Annotated in this window: 28 protein-coding genes; 3 read left to right on the top strand and 25 right to left on the bottom strand. The window is 70.1% G+C overall.

Going from position 1 to position 26,421, the window contains the following annotated elements; all coding sequences use genetic code 11:
- Positions 1–389: 389 nt before the first annotated feature.
- A complete protein-coding gene (gene tyrS / locus ABXJ56_RS12195) occupies positions 390–1,703 on the bottom strand; it encodes a tyrosine--tRNA ligase (RefSeq protein WP_353999924.1) in 1,314 nt (437 codons plus the stop codon).
- Between the two features lie 66 nt (positions 1,704–1,769).
- On the opposite strand from tyrS, the gene ABXJ56_RS12190 reads away from it, so the two are divergent.
- A complete protein-coding gene (locus tag ABXJ56_RS12190) occupies positions 1,770–2,369 on the top strand; it encodes a hypothetical protein (RefSeq protein WP_353999923.1) in 600 nt (199 codons plus the stop codon).
- On the opposite strand, the gene ABXJ56_RS12185 is transcribed toward ABXJ56_RS12190, so the two are convergent.
- The 18 genes from ABXJ56_RS12185 to infC all read right to left on the bottom strand — a co-directional run bounded on the left by ABXJ56_RS12185 (position 2,370) and on the right by infC (position 20,402).
- Positions 2,370–3,014, bottom strand: a complete 645-nt coding sequence (locus ABXJ56_RS12185; protein WP_353999922.1) for a SatD family protein — start codon at positions 3,012–3,014, stop codon at positions 2,370–2,372.
- A 54-nt stretch (positions 3,015–3,068) separates the two neighbouring features.
- Complete coding sequence (argH, locus tag ABXJ56_RS12180; RefSeq protein WP_353999921.1) at positions 3,069–4,499, bottom strand: argininosuccinate lyase; 1,431 nt, start codon at positions 4,497–4,499, stop codon at positions 3,069–3,071.
- 9 nt (positions 4,500–4,508) lie between these two features.
- Positions 4,509–5,597, bottom strand: a complete 1,089-nt coding sequence (locus tag ABXJ56_RS12175; RefSeq protein WP_353999920.1) for a heparan-alpha-glucosaminide N-acetyltransferase domain-containing protein — start codon at positions 5,595–5,597, stop codon at positions 4,509–4,511.
- On the bottom strand, positions 5,594–6,523 hold the full coding sequence (argF, locus tag ABXJ56_RS12170; protein WP_353999919.1) for an ornithine carbamoyltransferase: 930 nt from the start codon (positions 6,521–6,523) through the stop codon (positions 5,594–5,596). Before argF ends, ABXJ56_RS12175 begins: the two co-directional genes overlap by 4 nt.
- Positions 6,520–7,752, bottom strand: coding sequence for an acetylornithine transaminase (locus ABXJ56_RS12165; RefSeq protein ID WP_353999918.1), 1,233 nt, complete (start codon positions 7,750–7,752; stop codon positions 6,520–6,522). Before ABXJ56_RS12165 ends, argF begins: the two co-directional genes overlap by 4 nt.
- Complete coding sequence (gene argB, locus ABXJ56_RS12160) at positions 7,749–8,648, bottom strand: acetylglutamate kinase (RefSeq protein ID WP_353999917.1); 900 nt, start codon at positions 8,646–8,648, stop codon at positions 7,749–7,751. Before argB ends, ABXJ56_RS12165 begins: the two co-directional genes overlap by 4 nt.
- A complete protein-coding gene (gene argJ / locus ABXJ56_RS12155) occupies positions 8,645–9,802 on the bottom strand; it encodes a bifunctional glutamate N-acetyltransferase/amino-acid acetyltransferase ArgJ (RefSeq protein ID WP_353999916.1) in 1,158 nt (385 codons plus the stop codon). Before argJ ends, argB begins: the two co-directional genes overlap by 4 nt.
- The gene (gene argC / locus ABXJ56_RS12150; protein WP_353999915.1) at positions 9,799–10,866 is read right to left on the bottom strand and encodes an N-acetyl-gamma-glutamyl-phosphate reductase; all 1,068 of its coding nucleotides are present in this window, start codon (positions 10,864–10,866) and stop codon (positions 9,799–9,801) included. Before argC ends, argJ begins: the two co-directional genes overlap by 4 nt.
- A 262-nt stretch (positions 10,867–11,128) precedes the next feature.
- A complete protein-coding gene (gene pheT / locus ABXJ56_RS12145) occupies positions 11,129–13,636 on the bottom strand; it encodes a phenylalanine--tRNA ligase subunit beta (protein ID WP_353999914.1) in 2,508 nt (835 codons plus the stop codon).
- Complete coding sequence (pheS, locus tag ABXJ56_RS12140) at positions 13,636–14,676, bottom strand: phenylalanine--tRNA ligase subunit alpha (RefSeq protein ID WP_353999913.1); 1,041 nt, start codon at positions 14,674–14,676, stop codon at positions 13,636–13,638. The genes pheT and pheS overlap by 1 nt, the downstream gene beginning before the upstream one ends.
- A 24-nt stretch (positions 14,677–14,700) precedes the next feature.
- Positions 14,701–15,621 (bottom strand): amino acid ABC transporter permease, encoded by a 921-nt coding sequence (locus tag ABXJ56_RS12135; RefSeq protein ID WP_353999912.1) that lies wholly within the window; start codon positions 15,619–15,621, stop codon positions 14,701–14,703.
- Positions 15,618–16,274 carry an amino acid ABC transporter permease gene (locus ABXJ56_RS12130; RefSeq protein WP_353999910.1) on the bottom strand — a complete coding sequence of 219 codons (657 nt, stop codon included), beginning with the start codon at positions 16,272–16,274 and terminating at the stop codon, positions 15,618–15,620. Before ABXJ56_RS12130 ends, ABXJ56_RS12135 begins: the two co-directional genes overlap by 4 nt.
- A gap of 66 nt (positions 16,275–16,340) precedes the next feature.
- A complete protein-coding gene (locus ABXJ56_RS12125) occupies positions 16,341–17,246 on the bottom strand; it encodes a glutamate ABC transporter substrate-binding protein (protein WP_353999909.1) in 906 nt (301 codons plus the stop codon).
- A 99-nt stretch (positions 17,247–17,345) separates the two neighbouring features.
- Positions 17,346–18,140 (bottom strand): amino acid ABC transporter ATP-binding protein, encoded by a 795-nt coding sequence (locus ABXJ56_RS12120; protein ID WP_353999908.1) that lies wholly within the window; start codon positions 18,138–18,140, stop codon positions 17,346–17,348.
- An 88-nt stretch (positions 18,141–18,228) separates the two neighbouring features.
- A complete protein-coding gene (locus ABXJ56_RS12115) occupies positions 18,229–19,029 on the bottom strand; it encodes a TrmH family RNA methyltransferase (RefSeq protein ID WP_353999907.1) in 801 nt (266 codons plus the stop codon).
- A 104-nt stretch (positions 19,030–19,133) separates the two neighbouring features.
- Positions 19,134–19,517, bottom strand: a complete 384-nt coding sequence (gene rplT, locus ABXJ56_RS12110; protein ID WP_053547531.1) for a 50S ribosomal protein L20 — start codon at positions 19,515–19,517, stop codon at positions 19,134–19,136.
- A gap of 29 nt (positions 19,518–19,546) precedes the next feature.
- Entirely contained in the window at positions 19,547–19,741 is a 195-nt protein-coding gene (gene rpmI, locus ABXJ56_RS12105) for a 50S ribosomal protein L35 (RefSeq protein ID WP_353999906.1), read from the bottom strand.
- Between the two features lie 70 nt (positions 19,742–19,811).
- Positions 19,812–20,402 carry a translation initiation factor IF-3 gene (gene infC / locus ABXJ56_RS12100; RefSeq protein WP_435404979.1) on the bottom strand — a complete coding sequence of 197 codons (591 nt, stop codon included), beginning with the start codon at positions 20,400–20,402 and terminating at the stop codon, positions 19,812–19,814.
- Between the two features lie 291 nt (positions 20,403–20,693).
- Between infC and ABXJ56_RS12095 the strand changes: the two genes are divergently transcribed.
- On the top strand, positions 20,694–21,080 hold the full coding sequence (locus ABXJ56_RS12095) for a DUF1844 domain-containing protein (RefSeq protein WP_353999905.1): 387 nt from the start codon (positions 20,694–20,696) through the stop codon (positions 21,078–21,080).
- A gap of 6 nt (positions 21,081–21,086) precedes the next feature.
- Here the strand turns inward: ABXJ56_RS12095 and ABXJ56_RS12090 are convergent, their stop codons facing one another.
- From ABXJ56_RS12090 to ABXJ56_RS12065, 6 genes are read right to left on the bottom strand one after another with little or no spacing between them, the layout of a single operon-like run.
- Complete coding sequence (locus ABXJ56_RS12090; protein WP_353999904.1) at positions 21,087–21,863, bottom strand: SseB family protein; 777 nt, start codon at positions 21,861–21,863, stop codon at positions 21,087–21,089.
- Positions 21,847–22,593: a bifunctional 1-(5-phosphoribosyl)-5-((5-phosphoribosylamino)methylideneamino)imidazole-4-carboxamide isomerase/phosphoribosylanthranilate isomerase PriA gene (gene priA, locus ABXJ56_RS12085; protein WP_353999903.1), complete on the bottom strand. Its 747-nt coding sequence runs from the start codon at positions 22,591–22,593 to the stop codon at positions 21,847–21,849. The genes ABXJ56_RS12090 and priA overlap by 17 nt, the downstream gene beginning before the upstream one ends.
- Before the next feature lie 54 nt (positions 22,594–22,647).
- Positions 22,648–23,307, bottom strand: coding sequence for an imidazole glycerol phosphate synthase subunit HisH (gene hisH / locus ABXJ56_RS12080; RefSeq protein WP_353999902.1), 660 nt, complete (start codon positions 23,305–23,307; stop codon positions 22,648–22,650).
- Positions 23,304–23,909 (bottom strand): imidazoleglycerol-phosphate dehydratase HisB, encoded by a 606-nt coding sequence (gene hisB, locus ABXJ56_RS12075; RefSeq protein ID WP_353999901.1) that lies wholly within the window; start codon positions 23,907–23,909, stop codon positions 23,304–23,306. Before hisB ends, hisH begins: the two co-directional genes overlap by 4 nt.
- Positions 23,906–25,000 (bottom strand): histidinol-phosphate transaminase, encoded by a 1,095-nt coding sequence (locus ABXJ56_RS12070; protein ID WP_353999900.1) that lies wholly within the window; start codon positions 24,998–25,000, stop codon positions 23,906–23,908. Before ABXJ56_RS12070 ends, hisB begins: the two co-directional genes overlap by 4 nt.
- A gap of 28 nt (positions 25,001–25,028) precedes the next feature.
- The gene (locus ABXJ56_RS12065; RefSeq protein WP_353999899.1) at positions 25,029–25,412 is read right to left on the bottom strand and encodes a LysM peptidoglycan-binding domain-containing protein; all 384 of its coding nucleotides are present in this window, start codon (positions 25,410–25,412) and stop codon (positions 25,029–25,031) included.
- Positions 25,413–25,688: 276 nt separating this feature from the next.
- Here ABXJ56_RS12065 and lexA point away from each other — a divergent pair, with 276 nt between their 5' ends.
- Positions 25,689–26,369 (top strand): transcriptional repressor LexA, encoded by a 681-nt coding sequence (gene lexA / locus ABXJ56_RS12060; RefSeq protein ID WP_353999898.1) that lies wholly within the window; start codon positions 25,689–25,691, stop codon positions 26,367–26,369.
- Positions 26,370–26,421: the final 52 nt, after the last annotated feature.

Genomic DNA, 26,421 nt, shown 5'->3' with positions numbered 1-26,421 from the left:
CTCACCAGTCCGAAGACCGACGAGGATAAATTGGCATTTGACAAGTGCACGCTGTTGAGTTCTCAAGGATCGGATGCGTCCACGATCAGACCTCTCGGTCCTCAGCATGAAGCAACTTCTCTTGTTCCGGTCATGTGATCGGGTCGGCGCTTCGCTCCGAAGAAGGAGCAGTGGTCCCTGACCCGGCCTGTGGACCGGCTCCCCATCCTACACACATGATCGTGTCTGAGACAAGATCTGAAGGAGGGGGATGTTCTACCGCTTGAGGGGGCCGGGCCTTTCGGCCTTCGCTCTTCCCTGTGGGGCGAACAAGTAATAACTTACGTGCGATCCGGCATCCCGGCAAATCACGCCCCCATCCCGGGCGTGTCGCCCGGGATTCCGCGGGATCACCCCTCGTCGGCGGCCACGAACACGCCAGCCAGCGTCTTCTTCCCGCGACGGAGGACCACTGCGTCTCCCGGGAGCGATGCGGTGATGACGGCGTCCTCGGAAGCGACCTTCTCGCCGTCCACCGACACACCGCCCTGGGCGATCGCACGCCGCGCCTCTCCCAGGCTCGCCACGAGTCCGGTCTGCACGAGTGCCTGCACCACCGGGGTACCGGCTGGCACCGTGGCGTTCGGCAGCTCCTCCAGCGCGGAGCGGAGAACGTCGGCATCGAGCGTCGTCAGATCACCCCTGCCGAACAGCGCCTCGGAGGCGGCGATCACGGCGCGGGCGGCAGCTTCCCCGTGCACGAAGGTCGTCACCTCGAGCGCAAGACGCTTCTGCGCCTCGCGCCGGAAGGGCTCGTCCGCGACCGCCCGCTCGTAGGCGACGATCTCCTCGCGGGTGAGGAAGGTGAAGATCTTCAACCGCGCGATGACGTCGGCGTCGTCGGTGTTCAGCCAGAACTGGTACATCCGGTAGGGGCTGCACATCGCGGCGTCCAGCCAGATCGCATTGCCCTCGCTCTTGCCGAACTTCGTGCCGTCGCTGTTGGTGATCAGCGGCGTGCCGATGGCGTGCACGGAGACACCCTCGACGCGATGGATCAGATCCGTGCCGCTGGTGAGGTTGCCCCACTGGTCGCTCCCTCCGGTCTGCAGCACGCACCCGTACTGGCGGTACAGCTCGAGGTAGTCCAGCCCCTGCAGGATCTGGTAGCTGAACTCGGTGTAGCTGATGCCGGCGTCGGAGTTCAGCCGCGCTGCGACGGCCTCCTTCTTGAGCATCGTGCCCACTCGGAAGTGCTTGCCGATCTCGCGCAGGAAGTCGATGGCCGACATCGGAGCCGTCCAGTCGAGGTTGTTCACGATGCGCGCGGCGCTCTCGCCCTCGAAGACGAGGAATCGCTCCACCTGGGAGCGCAGGTAGCCGACCCACTCGCCCACCGTCTCCTTCGTGTTCAGCGTGCGCTCGGCGCTCGGCCGTGGGTCGCCGATGAGGCCCGTGGAGCCGCCGACGAGGCCGAGCGGCCGGTGGCCCGCGAGCTGGAGCCGACGCATCGTCAGCAGCTGGACGAGATTTCCCAGGTGGAGGCTCGGGGCGGTCGGGTCGAAGCCGCAGTAATACGTGATCGGGTCTCCGCCGAGAAGGGCGCGCAGCGCCTCCTGATCGGTGGACACATGCACCAGGCCACGCCACACCAGCTCATCCCATACGTTCTCGAACGTCGGGTCGTTGGCGGGCGCGAGGGCGCTCACGACGGTTTCAGACACGCGTTCCACGCTATCAGCGGGGCGCGGCGATCCCGCGCGGTCCGCCGTCGATGGCACACTGCCCCCATGGCCCTCTTCCTCCCCGAACCCCTCTGGGTGGCCGCTGTGTCGATCCTCGTCTTCCTGGCCCTCGCCGCGGCGCTCGCCCTCGCCGTGGTCACCCTGCGTCGGCCCTCGACGGCGCCGCTCGCGGTCTCGGCAGGACTCGTCGTCACGGCCACCGTCGTGGTCGCCGTCTCGCCGGTCGGCGTACCGGCCCTCATGGGCGCGATGCTGGCGCTCCTCGCGGTGGCGGTCGCGGTCATCGGCGGCGATCCGCTCACACGGCAGGTGCTGGAGCTTGCGACCGGTGGGCGCGTCCGGGAGACGCGCGACGGCGGCATCCTCGTCGCTCCTCCCCGCATCGAGGGCGCTGCGGACTCCCCCGACGCCGTCGCGCTGCTCCGCGGGGGGACGACCATCGGCTACCTCGAGCGACTCGCGGTCGTGATCGCGGTGATCGCCGGCTATCCCGAGGCGATCGCCGTCGTCGTGGCCGTGAAGGGCATCGGACGATTCTCCGAGCTCGCCGCAGCCGAGGCTCGCGAACGGTTCATCATCGGGACACTGTCGAGCCTCCTGTGGGCGAGCCTCGTCGGCGCGCTCATCCGCCTCGCGATCTGGTGATCACCACGCCGCACGCAGCCGCCGGTATCCCTCGACGACGGATGCCGCCCCCGCCGCGGCGAGCGCCTGGGACACAGCCGACTGGGTGATCGACTCGGCCGCGGCGAGCTCACGCTGCGTCCGCCCCACGCAGCGACCGTAGGTCAGGCGACGCGAGCGATCCGACATCGCCGAGATCACCTCGTCCCGTGCGAGCAGGTAGGCCTCCGCCATACGGACGAGTTCATGGACGGATGCGGGCTCCGACGGATCGGCGGCGATCGCCGTCCGCGCGCTCGGCACCGCCCGCCGAGCCCGGGCATCGACCGCGTCGATCGCCTCGCGGGCCGCCCACCAGGCCGATCCCTCGGCGATGTCGCCCCCCGCGGACGGGACCCGCACGGTCTCGCCCACGCCGATTCCGAAGCGGAGGTCGACGTCGTCGGGCAGAGCGAGCCGGATGAGGAGCGTGATCGCCAGCGCCGCTTCCACCGAGACCACCTCACCCTGGAGCTCGTCACCGGTCGTCGTCGAGATCGGCGCGATGACCGCCTCCCGGACCTCGCCCGAGACCCGGGACACGACCTCCTCGATCTCCCGCTGGGCGCGCGCGCGATCGGGGAGTCGCCGGGACCCGACGATATCGACGGTGAGAACGACAGCCACATCATCAGTGTATAGCTGATATTCGGCGAATATCAGTCATTCACTGATCTGATGTCACAGGCCGAGGGCGTGGAATGCCTCCTGCGCGCGATGCACCAGCGCGGCTCGCTGCTCCGACACCCGCTCCGGTGCGGTTCCGCCCGTGCCCGCGCGGCTGGCCACCGACCCTTCCACCGTGAGCACCGACCGCACCTCGGGTCGAAGGTGCGTCGACACCTCGCGCAGCAGGTCATCGGAGGCGTCTTCCAAGCCGATCCCCCGCTGCTCGCAAGCACGGACCAGCGCGCCCGAGATCTCGTGCGCCTCGCGGAACGGCACGCCCTGCGTGACGAGCCACTCGGCGACATCCGTGGCGAGGGAGAAGCCCTGGGGTGCGAGCTCCGCCATGCGAGCGGTGTGGAAGGACAGTGTCGCGACCATCCCGGTGAAGGCGGGGAGGACCGTCTCAAGGGTTGAGACCGAGTCGAAGACGGGTTCCTTGTCCTCCTGCAGATCGCGGTTGTACGCCAGCGGCAGGGCCTTGAGGGTGGCAAGGAGCCCGGTGAGATTCCCGATCAGACGACCCGACTTCCCTCGAGCGAGTTCGGCGATGTCCGGGTTCTTCTTCTGCGGCATGATGCTCGATCCCGTCGAGTACCCGTCGTGCAGGGTGACGAAGCCGAACTCCCGCGTGTTCCAGAGGATGATCTCCTCCGCGAACCGCGAGAGATCGATGCCGATCATGGCCGCGATGAAAGCGAACTCCGCCACGACGTCGCGCGCGGAGGTCCCGTCGATGGAGTTCTCGGACGGGTCGCCGAGGCCGAGCTCGCTCGCCACGAGCACCGGGTCGAGCCCGAGCGAGGAACCGGCGAGCGCTCCCCCGCCGTACGGCGATACGCGCGCCCGGGCGGTCCAGTCCCGCAGGCGCTCGAGATCGCGCACGAGCGGCCACGCGTGAGCCTGGAGGTGGTGTGCGAGGAGGACGGGCTGCGCGTGCTGGAGATGGGTGCGCCCGGGGAGGATTGCATGCGGATGCGCCGCGGCCTGTGCCACGAGGGCGTCGATGAGACCCAGGACGTCGCGCGCGATCGTCCGGGAATGATCGATGAGGTACATCCGCACCAGGGTGGCGATCTGGTCGTTCCGGCTGCGGCCGGCCCGGAGCTTCCCGCCGAGGGTCGGTCCGACCTCGGCGATCAGCGCCTGCTCGAGCGCGCCGTGGACGTCTTCGTCGGCGTCAGCAGGTCGCAGAGTCCCGTCCGAGATGCGTGCGGCGAGGCGGTCAAGCCCGTCGCGCATGGCGGCGAGCTCGTCGTCGCTCAGGTATCCGGCGCGATGCAGCGCGACGGCGTGCGCTCGGGACCCCGCGATGTCATAAAGAGCCAGATCCCAGTCGAAGTGGGTCGAGCGGCTGAGCGCCGCCAGCTCCGGCGAGGGTCCGGAGGCGAAGCGGGCGCCCCAGAGCGCGCCCTCGTTGGTTCCGTCGGCCGTCGTCTCGTTCACCGCACCAGCCTAGCGGCGAGGTCGGGGCCGTCCTGAGGCGCGGTCGAGCACCGCTTCCAGCGGTCCGCGACCGACGAGGAGGGCCCAGACCGTGCAGACCGCGATGATCCCGATCGTCATCGGCCAGAACGGCTCCAGTGCCCGGAATCCGGACAGGTCGCCCGGGTTCCCGAGGACGACGGCGGCGATCGCCGCCCACACGACGAGCTGCGCCGTGTACGCGGTGAGGGGCATGGCACCGACCGCGCGCAGGGGAAGGACGGCCCACATCACGACGGACACCCGGCACCCGAGAACACCGGCGGCGATGACGGCGAGAGCGAAGCCGCCGGAGCCGATGATCTCGAGGAGGCCCGAGGAGTGCGGACGGGCGGTCCACACAGCGGGCCACCATCCGGTCTCCTCGGCAGCGGCGCCGTACCCGGTTGCGGCATCCGCCCCGTAGCCGATGAGCGCGAGGGCGATGCCGACCACGAGGACCCGCAGCTGCACCGTGGTCTTCCGGATGTCGGCGCGGGCGACGGCGAGACCGGCCAGGATGAAGGCGATCCAGGTCGGGAAGGGATAGTTCCACCCCAGGGCGAGCGAGAGATCGCCGCCGAGGGGCGTCGACCAGATCGGAAGATCGTCGAGCAGCACCTGGATGAACGGCATCACCAACCCGAGGATCGTCGCGAGGATCGCGAGAGCCCGCGTACCCCACGTCAGCACCGGCAGCGTGAGGAGGAACAGCACCGCGTAGGCGGGGAGGATGACGTAGACCGGGACGCCGGTGAGGATGAGGAGGATGCCGAGGACCCACAGGATCCCCGCTCGGATCGCGATCCGCACACGGGCAGAGGTCAGGTCGGTCCCCCGCGGCGGCGACGCCCCACCCGTCATGAGGCCGATCGAGACACCGGCGACGGTGGCGAACAGGATGGACGAACGCCCGTCGACCACCGCGACCCACGTATCGGGGTCGCCGAGGGCGAAGGGGCCGGTGATGACCAAGAGGTGCGCAGCGAGCATCCCCACCACCGCGAGCCCGCGGGCGAGGTCGAGGCCGGTGATGCGCCCCCGGCTGTTGAGCCGCGAGACGTTCGCGGCGATCGTCACGCGACGCTCTGGCGCAGGAGCCAGACGAGGAGCGCCTTCTGGGCGTGCAGACGATTCTCCGCCTCGTCCCATACGACGCTCTGCGGACCGTCGATCACCGCGGCATCGACCTCGTATCCGCGATCGGCGGGGAGGCAGTGGATGAAGATCGCGTCGTCCTGGGCGAGCTGCATCAGCTCTCCCGTCACCTTGTACTGTCCGAGGTCACGCAGGCGCGCGAGCTTCTCCTCCTCCTTGCCCATCGACACCCAGGTGTCGGTGACGATCACGTCGGCGCCCGCCGCCGCCTCGAGCGGATCCGTGTAGAGGGTCACCGAGCCGCCGGTCTCCGTCGCGCGGCGATCCGCGTCGGCGATGACGTCCGCGCGCGGGGCGTAATCCTCGGGCGAGGCGACCCGGACGTGCATGCCCGCCGTCACCCCCGCGAGGACGTAGGAGTGCGCCATGTTCGACATCCCGTCGCCGAAGAACGCGAGGGTGAGACCCGCGAGCGGCCCCTTGTGCTCGGTGATCGTCAGGAGGTCGGCCAGGAGCTGGCACGGGTGGAAGTCGTCGCTCAGAGCGTTCACCACCGGCACCCGGGTGTCCCGCGCCATCTCCTCGAGACCGGACTGCGCGTAGGTGCGCCAGACGATGGCCGCGACCTGACGCTCCAGCACCCGAGCGGTGTCGGACGGGGTCTCCTTGCCCCCGAGCTGACTGTTGGCCGTCGAGATGATCAACGGCGTCCCCCCGAGGTCGGCGATGCCGACCGCGAAGGAGACCCGGGTTCGCGTGGAGGACTTGTCGAAGATGACGGCCACGGTCTGCGGCCCCTCGAGCGGCTTCAGCTTCCAGCGATCCTTCTTCAGCTCCAGGGCGAGCTCGAGGATCTCGGCCTGCTCAGCCGGGGTCAGATCGTCGTCGCGGAGCAGGTGGCGGGTCATGCGGGAACCTCCGAGGGGGGTGCGGACTGCGAAGAGCCGTCGAGCAGGAGCGCGTCCTGCACCGTCCGCAGCGACGCGGCGAACAGGGCGAGGAACTCGTCGACCTCGATGTCACCGATCGTGAGCGGCGGTACGACGCGGATCGTGTCGTCGTTGGGCGCGTTGATGACCAGACCGTGCTCGGCGGCGGCGGCGACCACGGCCTTGGCCACCGGTCGGGTCAGTCCGATGCCGATGAGGAGCCCGCGACCGCGGGTCCCCGCCACCAGTTCCGAACCGAGCGCCTCCACGCCGTCCCGGATCTGCGCACCGCGCACGGATGCCGCCGCGACGAGGTCGGCACGCTCGATCTCGGCGAGGACGGCAGAGGCGACGGCGGTGCCGAGGGCGTTGCCCCCGAAGGTCGATCCGTGCGTGCCCGGGTAGAACAGATCGCTGGCGGAGCCGAAGGTGATGAGCGCGCCGATCGGGAATCCTCCCCCGATCCCCTTGGCCACGGTGACGGCATCCGGAGTGATGCCCGCGTGCTGGTAGGCGAACCACTCGCCCGTCCGCCCCGCGCCGGTCTGGATCTCGTCGACGATGAGCAGTGCGCCGTGGCGGGCGGTGATCTCGCGTGCGGCGGCGAGATACCCCTCGGGGAGCTCCACCACACCGGCTTCGCCCTTGATGGGCTCGACGATGAGCGCCGCGACCCGGTCGTCGACGGCGGCCTCGAGGGCGTCGATCGTCGAGGGCAGGAACTCCACGCCCGGCGTCATCGGCAGAAAGGGCTCCTGCATGGCCGGCTTGCCGGTCAGCGCCAGCGTGCCCATCGTGCGCCCGTGGAAGGCATCCGTCAGCGCGAGGATACGCGGACGGTCGGCGCCCCCGTGCAGCCGCGCCAGCTTGAACGCGGCCTCGTTCGCCTCCGCACCGGAGTTGGCGAAGTAGACGCGCCCCTGCTCGCCCGTTCCGGCGAGGCGCTTCAGACGCGCGGCCAGCTCGAGCTGGGGCGGTGTGGCGAAGTAGTTCGACACGTGGGCGAGCGTCGCGGCCTGCCGCGACAGGGCCTCGACGAACACCGGGTGGGCGTGCCCGAGGGAGTTCACGGCGATCCCCGCGAGGAAGTCGAGTGACCGTCGACCCTCCGCGTCCCACACGTACGCGCCTTCCCCGCGGACGAACATCGCCATCCGCGGTCCGAAGCTGCGGACCAGGTCTCGTCCCGCATCGTCCTGCCACGTCATCCGCGCACCACCTCTGTTCCGATTCCCTTGCTGGTGAACAGCTCCACCAGCACCGAGTGGGGCACCCGCCCGTCGATGATCGCGGCGGTCTCCACGCCGCCTTCGACCGCTTCGAGGCAGGCCGTCATCTTGGGGATCATCCCCGACTCCAAACGCGGCATCATCGCCGTGAGCTCGGTCGAGGTGAGGTGCGAGACGAGCGAGTCGCGTCGGGGCCAGTCCGCGTAGAGCCCGGGGACGTCGGTGAGGACGACGAGCTTCGCGGCGCCGAGCGCCACCGCGAGGGCGGATGCCGCGGCATCCGCGTTGACGTTCAGGGAGTGCCCCGGGTGGTCGAGGTCGGGGGCGATGCTCGAGACGACCGGAATGCGCCCGGCGTCGAGCTGATCGTGGATCGGGCGCGGATCGACCTCGACCACGTCCCCCACACGGCCCAGGTCGTGCTCGATCCCCTCGATGACCACGCCGCGGCGGCGCCCTCCGAACAGCCCGGCATCCTCGCCCGAGAGTCCCGTCGCGACGGGGCCGTGCGCGTTGATCTTGCCCACCAGCTGCGGATTGATCTGACCGGTGAGCACCATCCGCACGACGCTGATCGCCTCAGTGGAGGTCACCCGGTATCCGCCCTTGAACTCGCTCGGGATCGCCAGGCGGTCCAGCATCGAGGAGATCTGCGGTCCTCCACCGTGCACGACGACCGGCTTGACGCCGACGTAGCGGAGGTACGCGATGTCGGCGGCGAAGGCATCCTGCAGCTCTTCGCTCACCATGGCGTTGCCGCCGTACTTGACCACCACGATCTGGTCGCGGAAGCGCCGCAGCCACGGGAGGGACTCGATGAGGGTCGTGGCGCGTGCGCTCGCCTCGGCGGGATCGGTGTCTTGGAGATCGGTCATGAGGAGTATGCGCTGTTCTCGTGGACGTAGTCGTGCGTGAGGTCGTTGGTGAGGATGGTCGCGGTCTCATCGCCGACCTTGAGGTCGATCACGATGTCGGTCGCACGGGGGGTGAGGTCCACGTCTTCTCGCGGACGATCGGGCCCTCCCGCGGTGCACACCCGCACGCCGTTCATCCACACGTCGACGTCGTAGGGGTCGAAGACGGCATCGGTCGTGCCGATCGCGGCGAGCACGCGGCCCCAGTTGGGATCGTTGCCGAAGATCGCGGCCTTGAAGAGGTTGTTGCGGGCGACGGACCGCCCCACCTCGACCGCGTCGTCCTCGGACGCGGCGTGGCGCACCTCGATGGTGATGTCGTGACCGGCGCCCTCGGCATCGCCCTGCAGCTGTTGCGCGAGGTCGAGGCACACCGCCGCGAGCGCGTCGGCGAACTCCTCCGCGCTCGGGGTCACCCCGCTCGCGCCGCTGACCAGCAGAGTCACCTGGTCGTTCGTCGACATGCAGCCATCGGAGTCGAGTCGGTCGAAGCTGCGTCTGGTCGCCGCCCGAAGCGCCGCGTCGGCCTGGGCGGAGTCCAGCACCGCGTCGGTGGTGAGCACGACGAGCATGGTCGCCAATCCGGGCGCGAGCATGCCGGCGCCCTTGGCCATCCCGCCGATCGTCCATCCCGCCCCCTCGCGGACGGCGCGCTTCGCCCGGGAGTCGGTGGTCATGATCGCCTCGGATGCCGGGACCCCGCCGTCGGGGCGGAGCGCGGCGATCGCCGCTTCCGTCCCGGCGAGGACCTTGGCACGGAAGACTTCGTCCCCCGTGCCGATCAGTCCGGTCGAGCACACCTGGATGTCGCCTGCGCCGACGCCGAGCAGCTCTGCCGCCTTCTCGGCGGTCTGGTGCGTCGTCTGGAAGCCGAAGCTCCCGGTGAAACAGTTCGCCCCGCCGGAGTTGAGCACGACGGCCTCCACGACGCCGCCGGCGATCGCCTGCTGCGACCAGAGGATCGGGTTGGCTTTGGCCCGGTTGGACGTGAACACCGCGGCGCCGACCTTGAGCGGACCGCGGTTGACCACCACGGCCACATCGAGCGCGCCGGTGGACTTCAGTCCCGCGGCGACGCCGGCCGCCTCGAACCCTCGGGGTGCGGTGACGCTCACGGTGCGACTCCGTTCACGGTCAATGCGGTGCCCTCGGGGAGCCCCAGCGCGATGTTCATGGACTGCACCGCGGCGCCCGCGGTGCCCTTGACGAGGTTGTCGACGGCGGCGACGACGGTGACCCTGCCCGCCGGCCGGTCGACGGCGAGGCCCAGGAGCGCGGTGTTCGCCCCCACGACATCCGCGGTCCGAGGGAAGACCCCCTCCGGCAGAAGCGTCACGAACGTCTCGTCGACGTAGGCGTCTTCCCAGGCCGCGCGGATCTCGGCATCCGTCGCGCCGGGCGCGATCGGAGCAGAGGACGTCGCGAGGATGCCGCGGGACATCGGCACGAGGACAGGGGTGAAGGAGATCCGGATCCCCTCGTCGGCGCCGGCCACGATCTCGGACGGCGACGCCGCGGCGAGGGCCTGCCGGATCTCGGGGATATGGCGGTGCGAACCGCCGACGGCATACGGATTGGCCGATCCGAGTATCTCGGAGGCGAGCAGGGTGGTCTTCAGCGACTTTCCGGCGCCCGACGGCCCCACGGCGAGGACCGTGACGATGTCACGCGGGTCGATGACACCCGCCGCGACGCCCGGCGCGAGGCTCAGGCTCACGGTCGAGGCGTTGCACCCCGGTGCCGCGATCCGGCGCGCACCGACCAGGTGCTCCCTCTGCTTCCCCCCGCGCACCGGCAGCTCCGGGACGCCGTAGGCCCAGGGCTCGTGGAAGTCGCCGCCGTAGAACCGGTCCCAGTCCGCGACCGACTCCAGCCGATGATCCGCCCCCGCGTCGATGACGAGCGCGGCATCCGACAGGGACTCCGTGATCGCGCCCGACTGCCCGTGCGGAAGGGCGAGAACGACGATGTCGTGTCCGGCGAGGACCTCGGGCGTGGTCGGCTGCAGCTCGAGGTGCGCAAGCGAGCGCAGGTGGGGCTGATGCTCGATGAGGGGCGACCCCGCGTTCGAGTGCGCGGTCACGGTGCGGATCTCGACGTCGGGGTGCGCCGCGAGAAGGCGCAGGATCTCGCCGCCGGCATAGCCCGATGCGCCGGAGACGGCGACCGAATACGTCATGGGTTCCACCTTAGAGAGTCGGATGCCGCGGCGAGCGCGGCGGGCCGGGAGCGGCGACGGCCCCGTCGGCACCCGGCGAAGGGTGGAACGCGGCGTCGCCTAGAGTCGGCGTCCGTCGCGGCGTCGGCGCGCGGGAACCACGCGCGAAAGCGCGTTGCGGGTTCCCGATGCGGCGGTGGGCATGCCGAGACGATATCGAGGCCGGGCCCGCCGCACCAAATCGGTGGGGCGGACCCGACGCGCCTCCCCGGCGGGAGCGAGGTCAGTCGCGGATCGCGGCGCCGCACTGCTCCTGCGCGCGCGCGACGCCGGCGAGCTTGGCTTCGGTCGCCTCGGCCGCGGTCAGCGTGCGATCGGGCGCACGGAACCGGAGCGCGAAGGTGAGGCTCTTGCTCCCCTCCGCCACTCCCGCTCCGCGATAGTCGTCGACGAGCCGGGCGGCCTCGAGCAGAGGACCGGCGCCGTCGAGGAGCGCATCGCGGAGGGCCGCCGCCGGGACCTCCTCGGAGACGACGAGCGAGACGTCCTGGGTCGCGGCCGGGTACCCCGACAGGGTCGCGGCGGTGACGGTGCGCGCGGCATCCAGCACGCGGTCGAGATCGAGCTCCGCGACGTACACGCGGCCCGGGAGGTCCGCGTCGGCTGCCACGGCCGGCAGGATCTCCCCGACGTAGCCGACCTCGGCGCCGTCGACGACGAGCGCGCCCGCGCGACCCGGGTGCAGTGCCGCGCGCTGCGTCTGGACCACGTCGATGCGCACACCGGCGGCCCCGGAGATCGTGCGGACCGCATCCAGGACGTCCACCAGTTCGAACGGCTCCGCCGCGGTCCCGGGCTGCTTGGCGACGCGGTGCCCGGTGACGAGCACGGCGACGTGCCGCGGCTGGGGCGGGATGGCCGCGTCCAGCTCGGCGAGCGTGGCGGCATCCGGTCGCACCGCCGGCGGCGGGACGAAGGGGGTGCCGTAGGTCTGCCCCACGGCGGGGCGGAAGACCACCCCCGACTCGAAGAGCGCCAGATCCAGCAGCCCGCGCGAGACGTTGCGGTGCGCGACCTGCAGCAGCCCGGGGACGAGCGAGCGGCGAAGGAACGGATGCTGGCCGTCCAGGGGGTTCGCGAGTCGGACCGAGGCGACCTCTCCCCCGGTGGCGGACCCGTGGAGACGGTTGTCGCCTTCGGTGACGAAGGGGAACGACGGGGTCTCGACGTACCCGGCCGCGGCGAGCGCGTTCGCCACGCGGCGACGCCCCTGCTGCGCCGGGGTGAACCCGCGTCCGGCCGGGGGGACCGGCAGGACCGAGGGGATGCGGTCGTACCCGGTGATGCGGGCGACCTCCTCCGCCAGCGTCCACTTGTCGGTGAGGTCGGGCCGCCAGGACGGAGCCGCGACGACCCAGCCCGCGGCCGTCTCGCGCACCGCCGCGCCGATCATCTCCAGCGACGCCACAATCTCGTCCGGGGTGTAGGCGACCCCGATGAGTCCGGACACGAAGTCGCGCGGCAGTTCGATCATGGGGTCGACACGCGTGGCGTTGATCGCCCCGCCGGCGCGGGTGTCCGTGCCACCGGCATAGCGCTCCATGAGCTCGGCGACGCGGGCGGCTGCGACGAACGCGATCGCCGGGTCGACGCCGCGCTCGAATCGCCGTGACGCCTCACTCGGGAGCTTGTGTCGTCGAGCGGTGCGCGCGATCGTCACCGTGTCGAATGTCGCCGCCTCGATGAGCACGTTCCGCGTCGCGTCCGTCATCTCCGTCGTCCCGCCGCCCATCACACCCGCGAGGCCGATGGGGCCGGAGTCGTCCGTGATGAGGAGGTCCTCGGTGTGCAGCGTGCGGGTCTTGCCGTCGAGGGTCTGCAGGGTCTCCCCCGCCGCGGCGCGGCGCACGGTGATGCCGCCCTGCAGCCGGTCGAGGTCATACCCGTGGATCGGCTGACCGAGCTCGATCATGACGTAGTTGGTGATGTCGATCAGGATGCCGAGCGATCGGATTCCGGCGAGCGTCAGCCGCGCGATCATCCAGGGCGGCGTCGGCTTGGTCGGATCGACGTCCCGCACGATGCGCGCGACGAACTCCGTCGCTCCCACCCGGCCGCGGATGGGAGCGGCATCCTGCACCGTCACGGCGAACGCGCTCTCGTCGTGCAGGTTCACCTCACCCCAGGCCTTCGCGCCCGGGTCGCGGAACGCCGCACCCGTCGCGTGCGAGTACTCCCGCGCGATCCCGCGGATCGACAACGCGTACCCGCGATCGGGGGTCACGTTGACATCGACGGCGACGTCATCGAGCCCGAGGAGCGCGATCGCGTCGGTGCCGACCGGCGCGTCGATCCCGAGATCGACGAGGCGGAGGATGCCGGAGTGCTCGTCGCCGAGGCCCAGCTCCTTGGCCGACGCGATCATCCCGTCGGAGACGTGACCGTAGGTCTTCCGCGCCGCGATCGGGAACGGTCCCGGGAGGACGGAGCCGGGGAGGGTCACGACGACCTTGTCGCCCGCGAAGAAATTGCGGGCGCCGCAGACGATGCCGCGGACGCCCCCGAGCGCCTCGCCCACGTCGACCTGGCACCACCGGATCGTCTTGCCGTTGGACTGCGGTTCCTCGACGAACTCACGCACCTCGCCGACGACGATGGGGCCGGCGAGCTCGAAGGCGATGACCTCCTCTTCCTCGAACCCCACCCGGACGAGGTCGGCGAGCACCTCGTCGCCCGTTGCCGATGCCGGCACGTCGACGAACTCGCGAAGCCAGGAGAGCGGGACGCGCATCAGACCACCATTCCGAACTGCTCGCTGAAGCGGACATCGCCCTCGGCCATGTCGCGCATGTCTTTGACGTCGCTGCGGAACATCAGGGTCCGCTCGATCCCCATCCCGAAGGCGAACCCGGAGTACTCCTCGGGGTCGATGCCCGCGGCCCGCAGGACGTTCGGGTTCACCATGCCGCAGCCGCCCCACTCGATCCACCGGGCTCCGCCGGTGAAGGTGGGGTGCCAGAGGTCGAGCTCGGCGGACGGCTCCGTGAACGGGAAGTAGTTGGCCCGGAACCGAGTCTTGGCCTCCGCGCCGAAGAGCGCGCGGGCGACGTGGTCCAGCGTTCCCTTGAGGTGCGCCATCGTGATGCCCCTGTCGATCACGAGGCCTTCGAACTGGCTGAACACCGGCAGGTGCGTCGCGTCGAACTCGTCGGTGCGGTACACCCGTCCGGGCGAGATCACGTAGACCGGCAGCTCGCGGGTGAGCATCGTGCGCATCTGCACCGGCGAGGTCTGGGTCCGCAGCACCAGGTGCCGCTCGACGGGGTCGACGTAGAAGGTGTCCTGCATCTGCCGCGCCGGGTGGTCGGGGTCCAGATTGAGGGCGTCGAAGTTGTACCACTCGTGTTCGAGCTCGGGCCCCTCGGCCACCTCCCATCCCATGCCGACGAAGATGTCGCCGATCTGCTCCTGCAGAAGGGTGAGCGGATGCCGCGCCCCGACGCGTGCGCGGGCGGCGAGCGCGGTGATGTCGACGCGCTCGGCTTCGAGGGCCGCCGCGGTCTCCGCCTCGGCGAGCTCCTTCTCCCGCGCCGCGAAGGCGGACGACACGCGCCCGCGGGCCTGCCCGACGAGCTTGCCGAGCGCGGCCTTCTGGTCGGCGGGCACGTTCCGCAGCTGGGCGTTCAGCGCCGCCAACGCGGACCCCTCGGCCGCGTGGGCCGACCGGGCCGCCTTGAGGGCGGCGGTGTCACCGGCATCGGCCACAGCCGTCAGCGCGGCCTCGACCGCGGCATCCACCGCCTCGGGGGTGATCAGTTCAGTCTCGGACACGAGGACCGAGTCTACCGACGCACCTCAGGTGCTGACGCCGCCCGCGGTTCCGTCGAACTTGCCGAGTCCGCGCCGCGCGGCGATCGTCTCGGTCGCCGTCGCAGGCTCGGTCCCCCCGCCGGCGTCCAGCACCACCGCGCGAGGCGAGCGGCGCAGCCGCTTCTCGACGGCGGAGGCCACCAGGGACAGGAGCAGGCAGAGCCCGATGTAGATCGCGCCGACGATGATCGTCGCCGGGATGATGGGCGAGTCCAGCGTCGCTTGGGACCCGATGAAGCGAGCGTAGAACAGCAGCTCGGGGTAGGTGATGATGAACCCGAGCGCGGTGTCCTTCAACGTCACCACCAGCTGCGCGATGATGACCGGCATCATCGCCCGGATCGCCTGGGGCAGGAGGATGAGGCGCATGACGCCCGCCTTGCGGAGACCGAGCGCGTAGCCCGCCTCGGACTGACCGCGCGGGAGGGATTCCACGCCGGCGCGGATCACTTCGGCCAGCACCGACCCGTTGTAGGCGATGAGGGCGATCACGACCGCCCAGTACGGCTCCATCCGGATGCCGAGGACGGGGAAGCCGTAGTAGAGCAGGAACATGAAGACCAGGACGGGGATGGCGCGCAGCACCTCGACCACGGCGCCCACAGGAATGCGGATCCAGGCATGCTGCGACATCCGACCGATCGCGAGGACGAAGCCGAGCGCGAGGGCACCGAGCCCCGCCACGGCGAAGGCACCCAGGGTGCGAAGCGTCGCGAGCCCGATCTGGATCCAGACGTTGGTGTACGTGAACGCCGACCACTTCTCGGCGGTGAACTGACCGGTCTCCCACAGGCGCCAGAGCAGGAATCCGACCAGCGCGGCGACGACGAGGACGGTGAGGACGCCGAGGACGCGGTTGCGCGCGATCGCGCGGGGACCGGGGACGTCGTAGAGGACGCTGCTCATCGCGCCACCTTCCATCGGTTCTCGAGGGCCCGCTGCGCCCACGACAGAAGCAGGACGAGCGCGACGAAGATGGCCATCACCCAGAGGATCACCACGAACTGGTTCTCGCCGCGCTCACTGAGGTAGTTGCGGATCGACCCCAGGTTGACGACGGAGAATCCCGCCGCGACGGTGGTGTTCTTGAGCAGGGCGATGAAGACACTCATCATCGGCGGGATGACCGATCGGAACGCCTGGGGCATCACCACCAGGCCCATCACCTGCCCGAAGGTCAGCCCGAGTGCGCGGGCCGCCTCTGCCTGCCCCACGGGGACCGTGTTGATGCCGGAGCGGATGGTCTCGGCGACGTACGTGGCGGTGTAGATGCCGAGGGCGCACACGGCGAGGGTGAGGGAGACCGGTGCCGTCAGGCGGAGCCCGAGCAGCGGGGGCAGGGCGAAGGCGAACGCGAAGAACACCAGCGTGAGCGGTGTGTTGCGGATGAGGTTGACGTAGAGCGATCCGACGCCGCGTGCGACGGGGACCGGCGACACCCGCATCGCGCCGACCAGCGTTCCGAGTACGAGGGCCAGCAGACCGCCGGCGAAGAACAGCACCAGCGTCCCGACGAGCGTCTGTGCCCACAGGTCGAGGTTGTCGAAGATGACGCCCACGCGCTCCTCTTTCTCCGGATGTAGGGGATGGGGATCGGGGGCGGCCTCTCAGCCGCCCCCGATCGCTCACTCGTCGACGTCGGGCTGCTCGCCCGAGATGCCGGCGGGTGCCAGATGGATGTCGAACAGCGCGGTCCAGGTGTCGCCGCCCTCCGTGAAGAGGGTGTTGATCCAGTCCTTGAGAGCGGTGTCGCCCTCTTCGAGGCCCACGCCGTAGCGCTCCTCGCTGAAGGGTTCACCGGCGATCTTCAGCTCGTCCGGCTCGAGTGCGACGTAGCCGGCGAGGATCGCCTCGTCGGTGGTGATGGCGTCCACCGAACCGGCCTTCAGCTGCTCGACGCACTGCGAGTACGTGTCGTACTCAACCGTGTCACCCGGGCTGTACTCGTCGCGGATGCGCTGGAGCGGCGTGGATCCGGTCACCGAGCACACGATCTTTCCCGCGAGGTCGTCGGGGCCGGCGATGTCCTCGTTGTCGGCGGCGACGAGCAGGCCCTGGCCCGTGATGAAGTAGGGCCCGGCGAAATCGATCTGCTCATCGCGGGAGTCGGTGATCGAGTAGGTGCCGACGTAGTAGTCGATGTCGCCGTTGACGATGGCCTGCTCGCGGTTGGCCGAGGGGATCGTGACGTACTCGATCTGCTCCTCGTCGAATCCGAGCGACGCGGCGATCCAGCGCGCGATGTCGACGTCGAAGCCGGTGCGCTCCCCCGTCGTGGCGTCCTCGATGCCGAGACCCGGCTGGTCGTTCTTCACGCCGACGACGACGCCGTCGCGCTCGACCATCCGGTCGTAGGTGGGGCTGCCGGCGAGGTCGACCTCGGTGTTGACCTCCCACAGGGATGAGGTGTCTGCGGGCTCCCCGCCGTCGGTTCCGGGCGCCGCGGTGGGCGATCCGCTGTTGCAGGCGGTGAGGGTGAGGGCGGCGGCGGCGGCGAGGCCGATGCCGGCGAGCATTCTGCGGTGACGCATGGGGGTATCTCCTGAGCGTGGGGTGGAGCGGAGGCCGTCGGGTGGCCGTGCCGCGGCGGGTGCTGGAACGCCGAGGATGTCCTTTCGTTCGGCTGCGTCCTAGTGGGTGATGAGCTTGGAGAGGAAGTCCTTCGCGCGGTCGCTGCGCGGACGGGTGAAGAACTCCTCCGGCGTCGCCTCCTCGACGATGCGCCCGTCCGCCATGAAGACGACGCGGTCGGCGGCTTTGCGCGCGAACCCCATCTCGTGGGTCACGACGATCATCGTCATCCCGCTCTGGGCGAGACCGACCATGACGTCCAGGACCTCGGTGATCATCTCCGGGTCCAGCGCGCTCGTCGGCTCGTCGAAGAGCATGACCTTCGGGTTCATGGCCAGGGCGCGGGCGATCGCCACGCGCTGCTGCTGTCCCCCGGAGAGCTGACCGGGCAGCTTCTGCGCCTGGTGGGCGACCCCGACGCGCTCGAGCAGGGCCGTCGCCTCGCGCTCGGCGTCCGCCCGCTTCATGCCGCGCACCTTGATGGGTCCGAGGGTGACGTTGTCGAGGATCGTCAGGTGGGAGAAGAGGTTGAACGACTGGAACACCATCCCGACATCGGCCCGGAGGTGCGCCAGGGCCTTCCCCTCCTTGGGCAGCTCCTGCCCGTCGATGGAGATGTCGCCCTCGGTGATGGTCTCGAGGCGGTTGATCGTGCGGCAGAGCGTGGACTTCCCCGACCCCGACGGGCCGATGACGACGACCACCTCGCCGCGGTTGACCGTGAGGTCGATGTCGGTGAGGGCCTGGAAGTCCCCGTAGTGCTTCTGCACCCCGCGGATGACGACGAGGGGATCGCCGCGCCGCACCGAGATGTTCGACGTCGCGGGGGCGCTGTCGGCCTCTGAGCTGCTCATCCCGCAAGCTTAAGCACACCTCAACGAAGACGCAGGTTATCCACACCAACCTTTACCCGCCCGTAATGCGCGGTGCGCGGCGGCGAGGTCAGGCGTGCGTACGCTGCGCGAACGCCGTCTCGTAGAGGCACACGCTCGCCGCGGTGGCGAGGTTCAACGATTCCGCCGAGCCGTAGATCGGCAGCCGCAGGGAGAGGTCCGCGAGGGCGAGCGCATCGTCCTCGAGGCCGCGCGCCTCATTGCCGAAGAGCCATGCCGTCGGTTCTGCCAGGAGATCGCGCGAGCCGAGGAAGTCTCCTCCCCCGACGTCCGCGGCGATCACGCGCACACCGGCCGCACGGGCGCGCGCGACGGCGTCGGCGAGATCGACGCCGACGGCGACGGGCAGGTGGAACAGGGATCCGGTGGTGGAGCGCACCACTTTCGGGTTGTAGGGGTCCACCGTGCGCCCGGTGAGGACGACGGCGTCCGCCCCCGCCGCGTCCGCAGCGCGGATGATGGTCCCGAGGTTTCCGGGGTCGCGGACCTCCTCGCAGATCGCGACGAGCCGCGGCTCCCCGGCGAAGATGTCCCGCACGGATGTCGGGGCCTGCCGCGCGACCGCGACGATGCCCTGCGGGGTGACGGTGTCGGCCATCGCGTCGACGACGCTCTCGGTGGCGAACACCACCTCGAGCCCCGCCGCGACCGCGGCCTCGCGGATGTCGGCGTGCCTCTCCATCGCCGAGGGCGTCGCGAAGAGCTCGACCATGATGTCCGGACGGTGCGTGAGCGCTTCGCGGGCCGCTTGGGGGCCTTCGAGGAGGAACAGCCCGGTCTCCGCACGCGCCGGGCGTTTGGTGAGCTTCGCGACGGCGCGAACGCGGGGCGATCGCGGATTCTCCAGCACATGTCTCATCCTAGGGACCGCAGCCCCCGCCATCCGACATCGCCGGGGAAGACGGAACGGGCGCCTCCCCGAGGGGAAGCGCCCGTTCGATCAGCGGATGCCGCTCACGCACCCTTGGGGGCGTTGACGTTCTCCGGGAGAGCCGCCTTGGCGGTCGCGACGAGCGAGGCGAAGGTGGCCGGCTCGTTCACGGCGAGCTCGGCGAGCATACGACGGTCGACCTGGACGCCCGCGAGGCCGAGGCCCTGCATGAAGCGGTTGTAGGTCAGGCCGTTCTGACGGCTCGCGGCGTTGATGCGCTGGATCCACAGACGACGGAAGTCGCCCTTGCGCTTGCGACGGTCGCGGTACGCGTAGACCAGGGAGTGGGTGACCTGCTCCTTGGCCTTGCGGTACAGGCGCGAGCGCTGCCCGCGGTAGCCGGAGGCGCGCTCGAGGATGACGCGACGCTTCTTGTGGGCGTTGACCGCCCGCTTTACTCTTGCCATTTCTTCTGTTTCCTATCGTGCGAACGCGCTCAGTGACCGAGGAGCTTCTTGGCGACCTTGGCGTCGCCCGGCGCCAGAACCTGCTCCTGGTTCAGACGGCGCGTGACGCGCGACGACTTGCCCTCGAGGTTGTGGCGCATACCGGCCTGCTGCTTCATCAGCTTTCCGCTTCCGGTCAGCTTGAAGCGCTTCTTCGCACCCGAGTGGGTCTTCTGCTTCGGCATCTGTTCTTCCTTCGTTATCGCATCCCGCGCGAGCGGGAGTCTGGATCCCGCGATGCGGGAGTCTGGGGGCCTACTCGTCGTCCGACGAGGTGTCCGCGGCGGTGTCGTCATCGGCGTGACGCGCGGAGCGCGCCGCTTCCTTGTTCGCCGCCCGCTGGGCGTTCTGCTCCGTCTTGACCTCGGACTTGTTCTTGTGCGGCGCGACGACCATCACCATGTTGCGGCCGTCGATGGTCGGGTTGGACTCGACCGTGCCGAACTCCGCGACATCCTCGGCGAACTTGCGCAACAGGCGCACACCCTGCTCCGGGCGGGACTGCTCGCGACCACGGAACAGGATCATCGCCTTCACCTTGTCGCCGGCCTGGAGGAAGCCCTCGGCGCGCTTGAGCTTGGTGATGTAGTCGTGCGCCTCGATCTTCAAGCGGAAACGGACCTCCTTGAGGACCGTGTTCGCCTGATTGCGACGCGCTTCCTTGGCCTTCTGAGCGGCCTCGTACTTGAACTTCCCGTAGTCCATGATCTTGACCACGGGCGGCTTGGAGTTGGGCGCCACCTCGACCAGGTCGAGATCGGCCTCCTGAGCCAGTCGCATGGCGACTTCGATGCGGACGACGCCGACCTGCTCGCCGCCGGGACCGACGAGTCGGACCTCGGGCACGCGAATGCGCTCATTGGTGCGGGGATCGCTGATGCGGAACTCCTCTGACGTGACGGGTGACAGCCACCGCGGACGCTGCCGCGATGGAAAGAGGAGGTCGCTTCCACCCGCACGGCGCACCAGCGCCGGCTTTCTCGCACCCGAATCCTCGAGGGACGACCCCCGACGCGAGGTCAGGGGCGGAGTGCAGGACCCGGTAGCCTGGAGCGGCAAGCGCGGGTGGGATCGAATCCTCTTTCGGTCCGGAGCAAGACGCTCCGGTGCCCGCTGAAGTGTAGCAGAGAGAGCGACGTGACAACGATTCCGAGCCCCGACGACGACCGACACGCGCAGTGGGAGGAACAGGAGCGCCACGCCGCGTCGGCCACGCGCGACATCGCCGCCGTGCCCGCGGTCGAGGTCATCACCACGACCTCGGTGCATCTGATGAGCGCCGCCGCGGTGAAAGTCGGCCTCGCCGACGATCCCGCGCAGCAGACAGACCTCGATGAGGCGCGCAAGCTGATCAACGCCCTCGCGGGGTTGATCACCGCCGGCGCTCCCGAGATCAGCGACATGCACGCCCGATCGCTGCGGGACGGGTTGCGCTCGCTGCAGCTGGCGTTCCGCGAAGCCTCCGCCATTCCCGATCCGATCGGCAAGGGACCGGGCGAGAAGTGGACGGGCCCCGTCACCTGAGCAGGCTCAGCCTCCGCGGACGAGAGACACCGACAGGGAGTCGACGAGGGTCGCGATCCGGTCATCCGCGGCCCAGCGCGCCGCGAGTCTCTTCAAGACGGCGTCGAGCTCCGCGCTGTCGAGTCCCGCGATGAGCTCCAGTCGCACCACCAGCTCGGGTCCGCGCAGCGTCCCTCGGGGATCCCCCGGCGCCACCGACAGGTCAAGGACCGCGAGCTCGCCGCCGATGCTCTCCTGGAGGCCCGCGTAGACCTCCGGGGAGGCGTAACTGGGCTCCCACGGCTCGCTGCGGGCGATCGCCCAGACCGCAGGCCGACGCACGACGAACTCCGTGGACGACGTCGGATCCAGAACGATCAGATCCGTTCCGTCCTGCACCGCGGCCAGCGCCGTCCGGACGCCGTCGGCCGGAACGGGCCGTGCGGCGGCATCCCACTTCTGCATCGCCGCGACGCTGGAGAACACGGGGAGGATGCGGCGCCCGTCGGGGGCCGCGACCGTCACGATCGACAGCTCCTGGGTCTTGTCCACCGCGAGCCCGTGCGCGCCGATGCCCTCGTCGCCCTTCTCCGCTACGAGGGGGATCAGCAGACGGGCCGAGCGGTACGCGTCGACCACCTCGACGGGTGAGCCGTCGCCGGCGGCGAAGCGGCGCAGCGCCTCGGCGAGCGCGGGGTCCGCCGAGCCGTCGTCGGCGGCGTGCGGATTCGCGCGGAACTCCCGACCCTTCCAGGGGACGCCGGCCGAGTCGGCGGAGTGTGCTCCGTCAGCGTCCGGCGACATCCAGAGCCTCCGCCAGGGTGAAGGCCCCGGCGTAGAGGGCCTTTCCGACGATGGCCCCCTCGACGCCGAGCGGCACGAGCTCCCGGAGTGCGGCGATGTCGTCCAGATTCGACACACCGCCGGAGGCGACGATCGGCTTCGGCGTGCGCGTGGTGAGTTCCCGCAGAAGCTCCAGGTTCGGGCCCTGCAGCGTGCCGTCCTTGGTCACGTCTGTGACGACGTAACGGCTGCAGCCGGCGTCTTCGAGTCGGTCCAGGACCGTCCACAGATCGCCGCCCTCCCGGGTCCAGCCGCGGGCGGCGAGCGTCGTGCCGCGCACGTCGAGGCCTACGGCGATCACGTCGCCGTAGCGCCCGATGACGTCGGCTGCCCACTCGGGGTTCTCGAGCGCCGCCGTTCCCAGGTTGATGCGCGCGGCGCCGCTCTCGAGCGCCGCCTCGAGCGTGCGGTCGTCGCGGATGCCGCCGGAGAGCTCGACCTGGACACCCCGCACCGACTTGATCACCTTGCGCAGGATCGAGGCGTTGTTGCCGCGACCGAACGCCGCGTCCAGATCGACGAGATGGATCCACTGCGCGCCCTGACGCGCCCACTCGTGTGCGGCGTCGATCGGGTCGCCGTAGCTGGTTTCGGTGCCGGCCTCACCCTGGGTCAAGCGCACCGCCTTCCCATCGGCGACGTCGACGGCGGGAAGGAGGGTCAGCGTGGGCGTGGACGCGAAATCGTTCATGGCTCCTCGTGCGGGACGGGTGAGGCGGGTGGGAACCCGCTGCAGGGCACGATCTCAGAGAGTAGCCCCGCCGAGGCCGCCGATCCAATTGGCGAGGAGGCGGATGCCGGCCTCCCCCGACTTCTCCGGATGGAACTGCGTCGCCGAGAGCGGGCCGTTCTCGACGGCGGCGAGGAACGACGAGCCGTACGTGCTCCACGTCAGGGTCGGCTGGCGAAAGGTGTCCTGAGCGACCATCGACCATGTCTGCGCCGCGAACGAGTGCACGAAGTAGAACCGCTCGCTCTCGAGGCCGCGGAAGAGGACCGTACCCTCGCCGGGGGCGACGGTGTTCCACCCCATGTGCGGCAGGACGGGCGCGTCCAGCTGCGTGACCGCACCGGGCCACTCGCCGAGCCCCTCGGTATCCTTGCCGCGCTCGACACCGAGCTCGAACATCACCTGCATGCCGACGCAGATGCCGAGCACAGGGCGACCCCCGGCGAGCCGCCGCTCGATGAGCTGGTCACCACGCTGGGCGCGCAGTGCCTCCATGACGGCGTGGAACGCTCCGACGCCGGGGACGACGAGCCCGTCCGCGTCGCGCACGAATCCGGCATCCGACGTCAACCGCGCATCCGCGCCCGCCGACACGAGCGCCTTGACGGCCGAATGGACGTTCCCCGAGCCGTAGTCGAGGACCGCGACGGTCGGCCGGGAGCCGAGCTCCGTCACAGTGCGCCCTTCGTGCTCGGGATCCCCTCCACGAGGGGGTCGAGCGCCTTCGCCTGGCGGAACGCGCGTGCGAATGCCTTGTACTCCGCCTCCGCGATGTGGTGTGGATCGCGGCCGCCGAGCACGCGCACGTGCACGGTGAGCCCTGCGTGGACGCTGATGGCTTCGAAGCTGTGCCGGACGAGGGAGCCGGTGAAGTGCCCCCCGATCAGGTGGTGCTCGAATCCGGCGGGTTCGCCCGAGTGGACGAGGTACGGCCGCCCGCTGATGTCGACGACCGCCTGTGCGAGCGCCTCGTCCAGCGGCACGAGGGCGTCGCCGTAGCGAGCGATGCCGGCCTTATCGCCCAGGGCCTGTCGGATCGCCTGCCCGAGGACGATGGAGACGTCCTCCACGGTGTGGTGGGCGTCGATGTGGGTGTCGCCCTCGGCCCGGATGGTGAGATCGGTCAGGGAGTGCTTCGCGAACGCCGTCAGCATGTGGTCGAAGAACGGGACGGTGGTGTCGATGCGGCTGCGTCCGGCGCCGTCCAGATCGAGCTCCACCTCGACGCGAGACTCACTGGTCGCACGCGAGAGGGAAGCGGTGCGGGGGGCGTTCATGAGCCCGATCCTACCGAGGCGAGGGCATCCAGGAACGCCGTCGTCTCCTCCTCGGTGCCCGCCGTCACCCGGAGGTGGTGCGCGATCCCGACGTCCCGGATGAGGACGCCGCGCCGGTAGAGCCCCTCCCAGACGGCACGGGGGTCGTCGACGCCGCCGAAGAGGACGAAGTTCGTCCACGACTCGTACGGTCGGTAGCCGAGCGCCTGAAGTGTCGCCGAGATGCGATCGCGTTGAGCGACGATGTCGTCCACCATCCGCAGCATGGTCGGCGCGTGCTGCAGCGCCGCCGTCGCCGCCGCCTGGGTCAGCGCGCTCAGGTGGTAGGGCAGTCGGACGAGTCGGAGCGCGTCGACCACGACGGGATCGGCCGCCAGATAGCCCACGCGCGCGCCCGCGAAGGCGAAGGCCTTGCTCATGGTGCGAGAGACCACGAGACGCTCGCGGCCGGGAAGCAGGGTCAGGGCCGACGGCTCCTCCCGCGGAGCGAACTCCTGGTAGGCCTCGTCGACGATGACGATGCCGTCGGTCGCGTCGTACACCGCCCGGATCTCGTCGAGACCCATCGGCGTTCCCGTCGGGTTGTTCGGCGCGCACAGGAACACGACGTCGGCGTGCGCCTCGGCGACCTGCCGCGCCGCGTCGTCGGCGCGGACCGTGAAGTCGTCGCGACGCGTGCCGGCGACCCATTCCGCCCCGGTCGCACGCGTGAGGAGGGGGTACATGGAGTAGGTGGGCGCGAACCCGAACGCGCGCCGCCCCGGGCCGCCGAACGCCTGCAGCACATGCTGCAGGACCTCGTTGGACCCGTTCGCCGCCCAGATGTTGGCCGCTTCGAGTCCGTGTCCGAGGTATTGGGCGAAGCCATCGCGCAGGCCGCTGAACTCGCGGTCGGGGTAGCGGTTCACCTCGCGAAGAGCCAGCGCGACCGCGTCGAGGATGTCGTCGGCGACCTCCGCCGGGACCGGGTGGGTGTTCTCGTTGACATTCAGCGCCACGGGGAGCGCTGCCTGCGGGGCGCCATAGGGCGTCATCCCCCGGAGATCATCGCGAAGGGGCAGGTCTTCCAAGCGGGTGGTCACCCCTCCCATCGTAGAGCGCCGCTCACCCCGCGAGCCGTCACCGCCCGCGCGCGTAATCCGTCGGGATCGACAGGCTCTGCCCCGCCTGCAAGCCGGCGCCGTCGAGCGCGTTGAGCCGCAGGATCGCATCGACCACGTCGCGCGGGTCCGCGCTCGGTGCGACGCGCTCGGCGATCGACCACAGCGAGTCGCCCGGCGCAACGACGACGGCCGTGAACGTGCCCGCGGGCGCCCCGTCGTCCCGCCCCGCGAGCGCACTGCCTCCGCTGAGCAGCGCGGCCGCCACCGCGATCGACACCGGAAGAGCTGCGGCGAACGCGAGCGCGCGACGCCCGCGGGCGGTGAGACGCAGACGCGTCCGCGGCATCACCGGACGACCGGCGACCGGACGCGGGGACCAGGTGGTGTCGATGGTGGTCATGTCTTCTCCTCTGAAGCCGGGCTGCGCCGGCCTCTGGTCGGGAGTTCGCATGCGGCCCCTGGCCAGAGGGGCCGCACGCGAACTTCTCTTCCGAAGCTATCTTCGACTAGGATCTATGTCAAATGCCGGTTCCGGACCGACACTGTCGAAAGCGACACGCCCCTCCGGTCCCGGCGAAGGTCCGATGGTGCGGATACGGTTTCGATATCGGAACCACACCACGGACCTCCGACATTCGAAGAACGCTCTGCGGAACAGGGCGAGACAGGAGCCGAGATGAGCGACGTCACCGGATCGCAGAAGCCCCAGACGCGACGCCGCAAGAGCCTCAGCGAGAAGCAGCTGGCGATCCTCGAGGTCATCCAGCGGTCGATCGCGCGCTACGGCTACCCGCCGAGCATGCGCGAGATCGGCGATGCCGTCGGCCTGAAGTCCCTGTCGAGCGTCACGCATCAGCTCAATCAGCTCGAACTCAGCGGTTACCTGCGCCGCGACGCCGGGAAGACCCGCGCGATGGAGGTGCTGATCGACCTGCCGGGCACGGCGACGGAGAGCCCCGTGGACGCCTCGCCCTCGGTCGGCGACGCGGCGCTGGTCCCGCTGGTCGGTCGCATCGCGGCCGGCGTCCCCATCACGGCCGACCAGCAGATCGACGAGATCTTCCCCCTCCCCCGACAGCTCGTGGGCAAGGGCGACCTGTTCATGCTGAAGGTCACCGGCGAGTCGATGATCGACGCGGCGATCTGCGACGGCGACTGGGTCGTCATCCGATCCCAGCCGAGCGCCGACAACGGCGACATCGTCGCGGCGATGCTCGACGGCGAGGCGACCGTCAAGACCTTCCGCCAGCGGGACGGCCACACCTGGCTGCTGCCACGCAATTCGGCGTTCGAGCCCATCCTGGGCGACGACGCGGTGGTGCTCGGCAAGGTCGTCGCGGTCCTGCGCACCGTCTGACGTCGCCTTCGCATCGATCACCCCCCGCGGGTGATCCTCCGACGCCGACCGG

Origin of the sequence: Microbacterium aurantiacum, from assembly GCF_040532595.1 — a bacterium.
Lineage (GTDB): Bacteria > Actinomycetota > Actinomycetes > Actinomycetales > Microbacteriaceae > Microbacterium > Microbacterium chocolatum_B.
Note: the sequence above shows the minus strand (reverse complement) of the source record. Positions and strands in the feature narration are given on the sequence as shown.

Bases quoted from the DNA above. Each gene is read 5' to 3' on its own strand.
- ABXJ56_RS12190 (WP_353999923.1), top strand. From the start codon at position 1,770: ATGGCCCTCTTCCTCCCCGAACCCCTCTGGGTGGCCGCTGTGTCGATC.
- argF (WP_353999919.1), bottom strand. From the start codon at position 6,523: ATGACCCGCCACCTGCTCCGCGACGACGATCTGACCCCGGCTGAGCAG.
- ABXJ56_RS12165 (WP_353999918.1), bottom strand. From the start codon at position 7,752: ATGACGTGGCAGGACGATGCGGGACGAGACCTGGTCCGCAGCTTCGGA.
- argB (WP_353999917.1), bottom strand. From the start codon at position 8,648: ATGACCGATCTCCAAGACACCGATCCCGCCGAGGCGAGCGCACGCGCC.
- argC (WP_353999915.1), bottom strand. From the start codon at position 10,866: ATGACGTATTCGGTCGCCGTCTCCGGCGCATCGGGCTATGCCGGCGGC.
- pheT (WP_353999914.1), bottom strand. From the start codon at position 13,636: ATGCGCGTCCCGCTCTCCTGGCTTCGCGAGTTCGTCGACGTGCCGGCA.
- ABXJ56_RS12135 (WP_353999912.1), bottom strand. From the start codon at position 15,621: ATGAGCAGCGTCCTCTACGACGTCCCCGGTCCCCGCGCGATCGCGCGC.
- ABXJ56_RS12125 (WP_353999909.1), bottom strand. From the start codon at position 17,246: ATGCGTCACCGCAGAATGCTCGCCGGCATCGGCCTCGCCGCCGCCGCC.
- ABXJ56_RS12120 (WP_353999908.1), bottom strand. From the start codon at position 18,140: ATGAGCAGCTCAGAGGCCGACAGCGCCCCCGCGACGTCGAACATCTCG.
- rplT (WP_053547531.1), bottom strand. From the start codon at position 19,517: ATGGCAAGAGTAAAGCGGGCGGTCAACGCCCACAAGAAGCGTCGCGTC.
- rpmI (WP_353999906.1), bottom strand. From the start codon at position 19,741: ATGCCGAAGCAGAAGACCCACTCGGGTGCGAAGAAGCGCTTCAAGCTG.
- ABXJ56_RS12090 (WP_353999904.1), bottom strand. From the start codon at position 21,863: ATGTCGCCGGACGCTGACGGAGCACACTCCGCCGACTCGGCCGGCGTC.
- priA (WP_353999903.1), bottom strand. From the start codon at position 22,593: ATGAACGATTTCGCGTCCACGCCCACGCTGACCCTCCTTCCCGCCGTC.
- hisB (WP_353999901.1), bottom strand. From the start codon at position 23,909: ATGAACGCCCCCCGCACCGCTTCCCTCTCGCGTGCGACCAGTGAGTCT.
- ABXJ56_RS12070 (WP_353999900.1), bottom strand. From the start codon at position 25,000: ATGGGAGGGGTGACCACCCGCTTGGAAGACCTGCCCCTTCGCGATGAT.
- ABXJ56_RS12065 (WP_353999899.1), bottom strand. From the start codon at position 25,412: ATGACCACCATCGACACCACCTGGTCCCCGCGTCCGGTCGCCGGTCGT.
- lexA (WP_353999898.1), top strand. From the start codon at position 25,689: ATGAGCGACGTCACCGGATCGCAGAAGCCCCAGACGCGACGCCGCAAG.